The 9,887-nt window shown below is 66.0% G+C and carries 12 protein-coding genes and 1 pseudogene; 6 read left to right on the top strand and 7 right to left on the bottom strand.

Features of this window, described 5'->3' with window-relative positions:
* Nucleotides 1-102: pseudogene (locus tag IC66_RS48220) on the bottom strand (LysR family transcriptional regulator); the annotation flags it as partial.
* A gap of 274 nt (nt 103-376) precedes the next feature.
* On the opposite strand from IC66_RS48220, the gene IC66_RS0109380 reads away from it, so the two are divergent.
* Nucleotides 377-1,156 carry a sulfite exporter TauE/SafE family protein gene (locus IC66_RS0109380; protein WP_038947451.1) on the top strand — a complete coding sequence of 260 codons (780 nt, stop codon included), beginning with the start codon at nt 377-379 and terminating at the stop codon, nt 1,154-1,156.
* Nucleotides 1,153-1,383 (top strand): hypothetical protein, encoded by a 231-nt coding sequence (locus IC66_RS0109375; protein ID WP_038947450.1) that lies wholly within the window; start codon nt 1,153-1,155, stop codon nt 1,381-1,383. Before IC66_RS0109380 ends, IC66_RS0109375 begins: the two co-directional genes overlap by 4 nt.
* Before the next feature lie 32 nt (nt 1,384-1,415).
* Here the strand turns inward: IC66_RS0109375 and IC66_RS0109370 are convergent, their stop codons facing one another.
* Nucleotides 1,416-1,991 carry an SCO family protein gene (locus IC66_RS0109370; protein ID WP_244429100.1) on the bottom strand — a complete coding sequence of 192 codons (576 nt, stop codon included), beginning with the start codon at nt 1,989-1,991 and terminating at the stop codon, nt 1,416-1,418.
* A gap of 29 nt (nt 1,992-2,020) precedes the next feature.
* Nucleotides 2,021-3,136, bottom strand: coding sequence for an MBL fold metallo-hydrolase (locus tag IC66_RS0109365; RefSeq protein WP_038947448.1), 1,116 nt, complete (start codon nt 3,134-3,136; stop codon nt 2,021-2,023).
* A gap of 200 nt (nt 3,137-3,336) precedes the next feature.
* Between IC66_RS0109365 and IC66_RS0109360 the strand changes: the two genes are divergently transcribed.
* Nucleotides 3,337-4,035 (top strand): glutathione S-transferase family protein, encoded by a 699-nt coding sequence (locus IC66_RS0109360; protein WP_028140190.1) that lies wholly within the window; start codon nt 3,337-3,339, stop codon nt 4,033-4,035.
* A 172-nt stretch (nt 4,036-4,207) separates the two neighbouring features.
* Here IC66_RS0109360 and IC66_RS0109355 read toward each other — a convergent pair whose 3' ends face one another.
* Complete coding sequence (locus IC66_RS0109355; RefSeq protein ID WP_038947447.1) at nt 4,208-4,414, bottom strand: cysteine-rich CWC family protein; 207 nt, start codon at nt 4,412-4,414, stop codon at nt 4,208-4,210.
* Between the two features lie 114 nt (nt 4,415-4,528).
* On the opposite strand from IC66_RS0109355, the gene IC66_RS0109350 reads away from it, so the two are divergent.
* The 3 genes from IC66_RS0109350 to IC66_RS0109340 all read left to right on the top strand — a co-directional run bounded on the left by IC66_RS0109350 (nt 4,529) and on the right by IC66_RS0109340 (nt 7,706).
* The gene (locus IC66_RS0109350; protein ID WP_038947446.1) at nt 4,529-6,085 is read left to right on the top strand and encodes a DUF1800 domain-containing protein; all 1,557 of its coding nucleotides are present in this window, start codon (nt 4,529-4,531) and stop codon (nt 6,083-6,085) included.
* A 2-nt stretch (nt 6,086-6,087) separates the two neighbouring features.
* Entirely contained in the window at nt 6,088-7,305 is a 1,218-nt protein-coding gene (locus tag IC66_RS0109345; protein ID WP_049806499.1) for a DUF1501 domain-containing protein, read from the top strand.
* Nucleotides 7,306-7,391: 86 nt separating this feature from the next.
* Nucleotides 7,392-7,706: an antibiotic biosynthesis monooxygenase family protein gene (locus tag IC66_RS0109340; protein WP_028140532.1), complete on the top strand. Its 315-nt coding sequence runs from the start codon at nt 7,392-7,394 to the stop codon at nt 7,704-7,706.
* A gap of 16 nt (nt 7,707-7,722) precedes the next feature.
* On the opposite strand, the gene IC66_RS0109335 is transcribed toward IC66_RS0109340, so the two are convergent.
* From IC66_RS0109335 to IC66_RS0109325, 3 genes are all read right to left on the bottom strand, one after another.
* Nucleotides 7,723-8,664 carry an aldo/keto reductase gene (locus tag IC66_RS0109335; protein WP_038947443.1) on the bottom strand — a complete coding sequence of 314 codons (942 nt, stop codon included), beginning with the start codon at nt 8,662-8,664 and terminating at the stop codon, nt 7,723-7,725.
* Between the two features lie 252 nt (nt 8,665-8,916).
* Nucleotides 8,917-9,372 carry a GNAT family N-acetyltransferase gene (locus tag IC66_RS0109330; RefSeq protein WP_028140530.1) on the bottom strand — a complete coding sequence of 152 codons (456 nt, stop codon included), beginning with the start codon at nt 9,370-9,372 and terminating at the stop codon, nt 8,917-8,919.
* Between the two features lie 71 nt (nt 9,373-9,443).
* Nucleotides 9,444-9,887, bottom strand: a 444-nt coding sequence (locus IC66_RS0109325; RefSeq protein WP_038947442.1) for a PAS-domain containing protein, incomplete at its 5' end; no start/stop codon positions are given.

The raw sequence follows: 9,887 nt of genomic DNA, 5'->3' as shown, positions 1-9,887 counted from the left end.
GGCCGCCGATACGCTGAGCTCGAGCCCGGCGGCGGCAAAGCTGCCGGTCCGCGCCGCCGCCTCGAATGCCTTGATGCCGTTGAGAAACAGCAGACGCCGCAAAGGCAGGACCCTTATGCAAGACCCTCAGGAAAACTGATGCCAGGCCAAGATAACTCAGTTTGCGCGGAAGGGGCAAGCGAGGCACGTTCCCTTCGCCGCTCCCCGCTTGCGGGGGGAGGCCGACGCGCAGAGCGCGGCGGGTGAGGGGGAGTCTCCGCGGGGCAGCGTGACTGCGGAAGCGGTCCCTCACCCCCCTCTCCCCGTAGGAACGGGGCGAGGGAGTGAAGCAGCCTGCGTGCCCTGCTCAACGGCCCCACCACCGGAGATTCCCCACGTGACGCCCATCATGATCGCTGCCCTCGGATTGCTGATGGTCGCCACCGCGTTCCTGTCGGGACTGTTCGGCATGGCGGGCGGGCTGATCCTGATCGGGGTGCTCTTGGCACTGATGCCGCTGCCGACCGCGATGGTGCTGCATGCGATCACGCAGATGGCCTCGAACGGCTGGCGCGCGTTTCTATGGCGCGCGCATATCCGCTGGCGGCCGGTCGCGAACTATATGGTCGGCGCTGCCGTCGCGCTCGCGGCCTGGTCGATCACGCGCTACGTGCCGGACAAGCCGATGGCCCTGCTGCTGCTCGGCATCACCCCGTTCATGGCGCGGCTGTTGCCGTCGAACATCAAGCCGGACCCCGATCGTCTCTGGCAGGGCACCGTCTATGGCACGATCTGCATGGGCTTGATGCTGATGACCGGTGTGTCGGGTCCGCTGCTCGACACCTTCTTCCTCGGCGGCGATTTCGGCCGGCGCGAGAAGGTCGCGACCAAGGCGATGTGCCAGCTCGTCAGCCATTTCACCAAGCTCGTCTATTTCGGCGGCATCATCGACCAGGCGGCGAGCCTCGATCCCGTGCTCGCCGGCGTCGCCATCCTTGCCTCGATGCTCGGCACCACACTGGCGCGGCGCATCCTCGAAGCCATGACCGACCAGCAGTTCGTGGCCTGGTCGAACAAGCTGATCACCACCATCGCCTGCTACTACATCGCCTATGGCGGCTGGCTCATGGTGCGCACGCCAGTGCTGGCCGCCTTCGACAAGGGAGGTTTGCAATGAGCAGTAACGCCGATCCGCTGGTGCTGGACTTCGTCGAATGGGTCGCGCGCGAGCCGCGCGCCTATGCCGAGGTGATCGCGACCTGGAAGACCTCGTGCCCGCGCCTCACCATCTGGGAGGACGCCGCCGATCGCGGCTACGTCGCGCGCGAGACCATTGCAGGCCTTGGCCTCGTCATCGCGGTGACGGAAGGTGGCGAAAGGTTCTTGCGCGCCAACGGGCGGTGAGCGCGTCGCTTTCGACGGCTCTGGCCGGAGTGCTATCGCGTAGGCACCGCAAGCCGTGGCCGGATGATCTCGACCATGCGCTCGGCCGAGGTGCCCGGGGGAAAGAAGCCGAGATATTTTCCGTCGCGGTCCATGAGATAAATGAAGGACGTGTGGTCGACCGTGTAGTCGTTGGCCCCCTTGCCGATCGGAATCCTGGCAAAATAGACCTTGTAGGCCTCTGCCGCTGCTCCGATCGCTTCGGGGCTGCCGGTGAGCCCGAGCAGCCGCGGATGAAACAGCGGCACATATTCGGCAAGATGCTCGGCCGTGTCGCGCTCGGGGTCGAGCGTGATGAAGACGGGCTGCACGGCCTCTGCGTCCGGTCCGAGTTGCTCGAGCGCCTGTCCGATCGCCATCAGGTCGGTCGGACAGACGTCGGGGCAATGGGTGAAGCCGAAATAGACCAGCATCAGCCGCCCGCGGAAGTCGCCCTCGCTGCGCGGCTTGCCGGTCTGGTCGATCAACTGGAACGGTCCGCCGACCGGCTCCCGATTCCACATCAGGATGTCCATCGTCTCGGCGGCCGAGCGTGCCTGCGCCGCTGCCGCGCAGGCGAGCGTCAGCATCACGTACAGCCAGGCGCTGGCGAGCCGCATCACAGCCCGAAGGTGAGACGGCTGCCTGTCGTCGTCACCACCACCTTGCCCTCCATCTGGGCATTGGCTTCCTGTGCGAAGTTGAGCCCGCTGCAATGCATGGGCACCACGACGTCGGGATTGAGCGCCTTGATCTCGCTCACGACCTGCGTGAGGTAGTTCCTGGGCGCCGGGCCGAGATGGAAGCCGCCGACGACGGCGTGCACCTTCTGGACGCCCGACACTTCCTGCGCCTGCTTCACCGAATTGACGATGCCGACATGGCCGCAGGACGAGATCACGACGAGACCGAGATCCCGCACGTTGAAGCAGGTGGCGTGCTCGTGAATGTGCTCGTCCGGCACGATCTTGCTCTCCATTTCCGCGGGCAAATAGTGGCCGACATTGCAGCCCAGCCCGTCCTTGATGCCGAACTCGACGAGCGTGTTCGGCAGTACGCGTTCGCCGCTGCGCCGGGTGATCTTGCCGGTGGTGAAGGCATGATCCGCAATCACGGTCGGCGTTTCGCACAGCACGGTCGTGACATTCTGCGCCGCAAGCTGCCGGCGGTCGAGGGTGCCGAAATCGGCGAATTGCCCCTGCGTCGGCGTCGGGGTGACGCGATGGCAGAAATTGTCCTCGCCGCCCGCATAGAGCTTGAGGTCGGCGGGCAGCCTGTCGCGGAACTTGTCGAGGAAGCCGTTCAAGCCGCCGAAATGATCGTAATGGCCGTGGCTCACGATCAGCGCGTTGAGCTTGGCCGGATCGACGCCGATCAACGCCATGTTGTTGAGCAGCACGTCGGGCGTGTAGCCGTAGTCGAGCATCAGCGTGCGCTGATTGCCGCCGCCCTCGGATTCCAGCCAAAGCGACAGGCCCCATTCATTGTGCAGCGATTTGCGGAAATCACCGCCGCGTGCAGCCGGAGTGATGGAGACCCCGTTGATCTGCTTGGGACGGAAGAACAGGTCGAAACTCGAATCCACCAGCACGCGGATCGAGAGCTTGTCGACGGTCGGAACGGCAATCGGGGCAGCGCTCGCGATCTCGACGCAGGTGAAAGCGTTGGCGGCCGCAGCTCCGGCCAGTGCCGCCGAGCCCAAGAGAAAATCGCGCCGTTGAATGGTCCTGGTCATTGCAACGCCTCCTGTATCGGATCTTGGACATGCCCAAGCTTAGGTCCAATCCGGTGCCGGCTCAACAAGCCGTGGCCAAATCCGGCACGGGCGAGGCAGCCGGTCGCCGGTCACACCCCGACACCGGCGGCAAGACGGCTTGCTTGCGCTCGTCGGCATGACGGCTACTCTGATCGCCAATCACAGCAGCTGGATCAGCCATGTCACTCAGACTCTTCGAACTCGTCGGCACCGACGCCTCGCGTCCCTTCAGCCCATATTGCTGGCGCACACGGATGGCGCTGGCGCACAAGGGCCTCGCGGCGGAATCGCTGCCCTGGCGCTTCACCGAGAAGAGCGCGCTCGCGCCGCACGGGTCGGAGAAGGTTCCGGTGCTGTTGCACGATGACAAGCCCGTCGTCGACTCCTGGACGATCGCGACCTATCTCGAGGACAATTTCCCGGACCGTCCGTCGCTGTTCGGCGGCGAGGGCGGCCGCGCCATGGCGCGCATGATCAACGCCTTCGGCGACATCGCCGTGGTCGGTGGCATCTTTCCGCTGATCGTTGCCGACATCCCGAAGAATCTCGCCGAGGTCGACGCTGCCTATTTCCGAAAGTCGCGCGAGGCGCGCTTTGGCGGCAAGAGCCTGGAAGAGGTCATGGCGAGCCGCGACATCGGCGTGGTCGCCTTCCGCAAGTCGCTGGAAGTGATGCGGCAGACGTTGAAGAAGCAGCCCTATCTCGGCGGCGCCGCGCCGAACTACGCCGACTACATCGTGTTCGGCGGTTTCCAGTGGGCGCGCGTGGTGAGCCCGTTCAAGCTGCTCGAGGCGGACGATCCGGTGTATGCCTGGCGCGAGACACTGCTCGATGCGTTCGACGGCATGGCACGGAAATCGCCGGGGCATGAGGTGTAAGGTACCGTCTCTCCGACGTCGTCCCCGCGAACACGGGGATCCATACCGCGTGATCTATTCGAGCGCGGATGGTCGAAGTATCGGACGACCAGTCTTCGCCAAACCTCTCCCTGTGGTTATGGGTCCCTGCGTTCGCAGGGACGACAGGGAGGCTGCGGTGATCCTCTCGCGGTTAACGAGCCGCCGCGCTCGCTTCCGCCGCTGCCTTGCGCAAACACTCCCGGCATAAACAATCCTCGCCTTCGACCGGCATCGGCAGCTTCGCGGTTTCCTCCGCGCACCAGCAGGTGCCCGAGAGGTCGCAGCCGAATTCGGTGCCGCAGCGCGCGCAGGCGAGGCGGCGCGGTTCCGGCGGCGGGGATTCTTTCGGATTTGTCATGATTTGCGTCGAAGCTTCGCCGTGATTTTCATGTCGGGTTCATCGGTCGTTGCGGTATATTAGGCGTCGCGCGCGGACTCCGAAAGCGGCTCCCGGCACGCGAAGGACAAATCGATGGCCCGCGATTCGCAAGCCGCGCTCGTCGCGCTCAACCGTTTTGGCTTCGGCGCGCGCGGCGGCGCGTCCGGAGATCTCATCAACGCAGCCTCCGATCCGCGCGGTTTCGTGAAGGCAGAGCTGCTCCGTGCGAGCGGGGTGCTGCTGGAGGCGCCCGGTCTGCAATCGACGCAGCAACTCGGGCAGGCCGTCTTCGCCTATCAGGATCAGGTCAGGCAGGCGCGCGAAGCGGCGAAGGCGGCCGCGCCCGCCGAGGCGCCGTCGCCTGCGCCGACCGAACAGAAGCCCGGGCTCCGCCGCAATCTCTCGCTGAATGCGGCAGCAACGGAGGTCGCCGGCCAGATGACGGAGACCAAGCCGGCGGACAATGCGGCAAAGCCGGACGCGATGCAGCCCAATGCGGCTGCACCGCCGGCGGCAAAGCCGGCCCCGCAGCCGCTCAACGTGATTCAAAAGACCTTCCGTACCGAAGCGCTGGCGCGCCTGCAGCGCGCGACGCTGGCCACCTGCGGCTTCACCGAGCGTCTCGTCGCGTTCTGGTCCAACCATTTCTGCATTTCCGCGACGAAGGGCGAGCTGGCGCGGATCTGGGCCGGCGTGTTCGAGCGCGAGGCGATCAGGCCGCACGTGCTCGGGCGCTTCGCCGACATGCTGAAAGCGGTCGAGCAGCATCCGGCGATGCTGTTCTTCCTCGACAACCAGCAATCGCTGGGGCCGGATTCGCGCGCAGGCCAGAATCGCAAGCGCGGGCTCAATGAGAATCTCGCGCGCGAGATCATGGAGCTGCATACGCTCGGCGTCGGTGGCGGCTATACGCAGGAGGACGTCACCTCGCTCGCGCGCATCATCACCGGCTGGACCTTTGCCGGACGGCAGGGGCAGCTCGGCACACCAGGCTCCTTCGTGTTCAACACCAATGCGCACCAGCCCGGCGCGCAGATGCTGCTCGGCAAGAGCTACGAGGCGACGGGTCTCGCGCAAGGCGAGGCCGCGCTCGCCGACATCGCGCGCCATCCGTCGACCGCGAACTTCATCGCGACCAAGTTCGTTCGCCACTTCGTTGCCGACGATCCGCCGCCGGGCCTGGTGGCGCGGCTGCGCGAACTCTTCGTCAAGACCGACGGCGACCTCAAGGCGCTTGCCGCGGGGCTGGTCGATTCCGACGAGGCGTGGACGGCGCCGCTGACCAAGATGCGCAGCCCTTACGATTTCCTCGTCGCGAGCGGCCGGCTGCTCGCGCGCGTCCCGGAAGATCCCGGCGCCTATCTGAACAATCTCAATCTGCTTGGACAGCCGCTGTGGTCGCCGGCCGGCCCCAATGGTTTCCCCGATACCAGCGCCGCATGGGCCGCGCCCGAGGGCATGAAGCTCAGGCTCGATATCGCCGCGCAAATGGGCGCACGGCTCGGGCCCAACATCGATCCGCTGGATCTGCTGGAGTTCGCGGCGGCGGATGCGGCCTCGATCGAAACGCGCCGGACCATCGAGCGCGCGGAGTCGCGCCAGCAGGCGCTGGCGCTGCTCTTGATGTCGCCGGAAATGCAGAGGAGATGATGATGGTCGACTGCGTCGAGAACCGGCTCCTCACCTCGCGCCGCGGCCTGCTGCTCGGCGGCGCCTCCTTCGCGGCCTGGGCTTACCTGCCGAAATTCGCACGCGCCGCCGATGGGCGCGATCCCCGGCTGCTCGTGGTGATCCTGCGCGGCGCGCTCGACGGTCTCTCGACCGTCGCGCCGATCGGCGACCCTGACTATGCCGGCCTGCACGGTTCGATCGCGCTGGCCGCGGACGGCGCGCATCCCGCGATCATGCTGGACTCCTTCTTCGCGCTGCATCCGGCGATGCCGGAATTCGCGCGGATGTATCGCGACAAGCACGCTGCGGTGATCCATGCGGTGGCGACCCCCTATCGCGACCGCTCGCATTTCGACGGCCAGGACGTGCTGGAGAGCGGTTATGCCGGGCCTGGCCGCGTGCAGTCCGGTTGGCTCAATCGCGCGCTGGAAGCGCTGCCGCGCGGCGAGCGCGTATCGAGCGCTCTTGCGGTCGGGCCTACCACGCCGCTGGTGCTGCGCGGAAACGCGCCGACCGTCGGCTGGGCGCCGGTGGCGCTGCCGCAGGCGGATGACGACACCGCGATGCGCCTCGTCGATCTCTACCGTCATCGCGATCCCGCGCTGGCGATGGCCTTGTCGCAAGGCCTTCAGCTCGACAAGGTCGCGAGCGGTGACGACATGAAGCCAAAACCCGGCAATGCGATGGTGCAGATGCGCCAGGTCGCGCGCGGCGCTGCGAAGCTGATGGCGGCCGACGATGGCCCGCGCATCGCCGCGCTCGCCTTCGACGGCTGGGACACGCATGCCAATGAAGGCGGCCCGGTCGGTCGTCTCGCCTTCCTGCTCGGCGGGCTCGATGGCGCACTCGCCGAATTCCAAAGCGGTTTGGGGGAGCGCTGGCGCGACACCGTCGTCATCGTCGCCACTGAATTCGGCCGCACCGCGCGCATCAATGGCACCGACGGCACCGATCACGGCACCGGCACGATCGCGCTGCTCGCCGGCGGCGCCGTGAAAGGCGGCCGGGTCATCTCCGACTGGCCGGGCCTCAAGCTCGCGAACTTGTATGAAGCTCGCGATCTCAAGCCGACCACCGATCTTCGCTCCGTGATCAAGGGCGTGCTGCAGGGCCAGTTCGGCCTGTCCGATCGCGTGCTGGCCGAGACGGTGTTCCCGGATAGTGCGGGAGCACGGCCGATGAAGGGATTGGTCGCCTAACCCCACGCCCCGTCATTCCGGGCCTGCGCCTTGCGGCGCATCCCGGAATGACGAGATAATGGTGCAGCATCAGGAGAACCATCCCCATGTACATCGCCATGAACCGCTTCCGTGTCGTCAAGGGCTCCGAGGCCGCCTTCGAGCAGGTCTGGCTCGGCCGCGATACGCATCTGGACAAGGTGCCGGGCTTCGTCGAATTCCATCTGCTGCGCGGCCCCGAGCTCGAGGACCACACGCTCTTTGCCTCGCACACCGTGTGGGCAAACCATGCCGCGTTCGACGCCTGGACCAAGTCCGAAGCGTTTCGGGCCGCGCACCACAAGGCAGGCGACAACAAGCCGCTCTATCTCGGCCATCCCCAGTTCGAAGGCTTTGAGGTGATTCAGACCGTCGCGAAGTAGCGCCGCGCCTCGAACGTCAGCCCAGCGTGATCTTGTCGATCTCCGCCATCTCATCCGCGCTGAGCTTCCAGGCGATCGCCTTGACGTTCTGCTCGATCTGCTCGACGCGGGTGGCGCCGGCGATCACGCTGGACACCTGCGGGCGGGCGGCGAGCCAGGAGAAGGCGAGCTCTAGCATGCTGTGGCCACGGGCCTTGGCGAAGGCCTGGAGCTTCTCGACGATGTCCTCGTTGCGCGGTGTGACGTAGCGGTCGCGCAGCCGCTCCACCTTGCCGAAGCGGGTGTCGTCGGGCGCGGCCTCGCCCTTCCGGTACTTGCCGGTCAGGAGGCCGCTGGCGAGCGGGAAGAACGGCAGAAGGCCGAGCTTGTACTCCTGCGCTGCCGGCAGCAGGTCCTTTTCGATGTCCCGCACCAGGAGGCTGTATTCGTCCTGGCACGACACGAAGCGGCTGACATTCATCGCGCGCGCGACGTACTCGGCTTCAGCGACGCGCCAGGCCGGGAAGTTGGAATTGCCGATGTAGCGGACCTTGCCCTGGCGGACGAGATCGTCGAGCGCGCGCAGGCTCTCCTCGATCGGCGTCAGCGGGTCATAGTCGTGCTGCTGATAGAGATCGATGTAATCGGTCTTCACCCGCTTCAGGCTCGCTTCGACGGCGTCCATGATGTAGCGGCGCGAGGCGCCCTGCTTGGTTCCGTCCTCCGCCATCGGCTTTGAATATTTCGTCGCCAGCACGATGTCCTTGCGGCGGTCGCCCAGCACGGCGCCGAGCACGTTTTCCGAGCCGCCCATGTTCGAATAGATGTCGGCCGTGTCGAACAGCGTGATGCCGAGGTCGAGCGCGCGATGGATCACCTTGCGCGAGGTCTCCAGATCCGTGCGCTGGCCGAAATTGTTGCAGCCGAGCCCGACCGCGGACACGCGAAGGCCGGAGGCGCCGAGATTGCGAATTTCCATGGGAGATCCTGTCAGAGAGAGCAGCCACTCATTGTGACCATCGTGCGCCGCAGCAGCAAGGCGCGCGCCGCGCTGCTGCCATGCTGACAAGGCGGACAAAAAAATGCGGCCCCTGTCAGACGCGGCGACTGACGGGGACCGCTTGGGGCGCTTGATCGGTGACGGGGGGCCTGATCAGACGCAAATGCAGCGTAGCCCCGCTATGTTACGGGCGGGTGACAGGCGGAGTTATCCACAGGGTGCGGGCGGGGATCAGAACAGCTTGCGATAGACGATGAAGCCGGAACGCTCCGCGACCTTGTCGTACAGGCGCTGTGCCGTGAGATTGGTCTCGTGCGTCTGCCAATAGACGCGTGGCGATCCCGCCAGTTTCGCCCGCTCATACACGCCGTGGATCAGCGCCGAGGCGACGCCCTTGCCGCGCGCGGCTTCCAGCGTGAACAGGTCCTGCAAATAGCAGGACGGCTCGATCGCGGTGGTGCTGCGATGAAACAGGTAGTTCGTCATGCCGAGCAGCTTGCCGTCGCTCTCGGCGACCAACCCATGCACCGGTTCATAGGCATCGAAGAAACGCTGCCACGTCATTGCAGTGATCTCGCCCGCCAGCGCGGTCGGGCCGGAGCGGCCGTAGAAGGCGTTATAGCCGTCCCACAGCGGCAGCCATTGATCGTAGTCCTGCCTGGTGACGGCGCGAATGGTGAGCGACATGTCGAATTCCTGCGATCGATGGGACGTCCTTCATACGTGATGACGGGCGTGCCGATCAATCGCCAGTCGCATCACTCCGCGGCGCGCAGATGCCGGATCAGCCTGCGGCCCGTGGGATCGCGCAGCGAGCGGTAGTAGTCGGCGCGTGAGGGCGCGTCGGTGTGGCGGACGAGGTCGGTCACCGGCGTGTAGCTCAGCATGCGTCCGCCGTCGGGCAGCGCGGCGCAGACGAAGCGCAACACCTCGCCGGTGCGCAAGGCGATGTTGATCGGCGTGGCATCGCCGATGCGCACCATCTCCATGCGCTGCGCGATGAAGGTGCCGAGCTCGTCTTCGGGCAGCTCGAACGCGCCGGTGTCGCGGCCGTGATACATCAGGGCGATGAAGGGCGGCCTGCCGTCGGCGATCTCGTCCGGCACCGCGAAATAATCGCGAAACGCGCGGTTGATGAACTCGGCCCGCGTCTCGGTATCGAGCAGCACGATGCCGATATCGACCTGGTCGAGCGCGGCCGA

The organism is Bradyrhizobium genomosp. III (assembly GCF_000261705.1).
GTDB lineage: Bacteria > Pseudomonadota > Alphaproteobacteria > Rhizobiales > Xanthobacteraceae > Bradyrhizobium > Bradyrhizobium ottawaense.
This window is presented reverse-complemented; position numbering and strand designations above follow the sequence as displayed.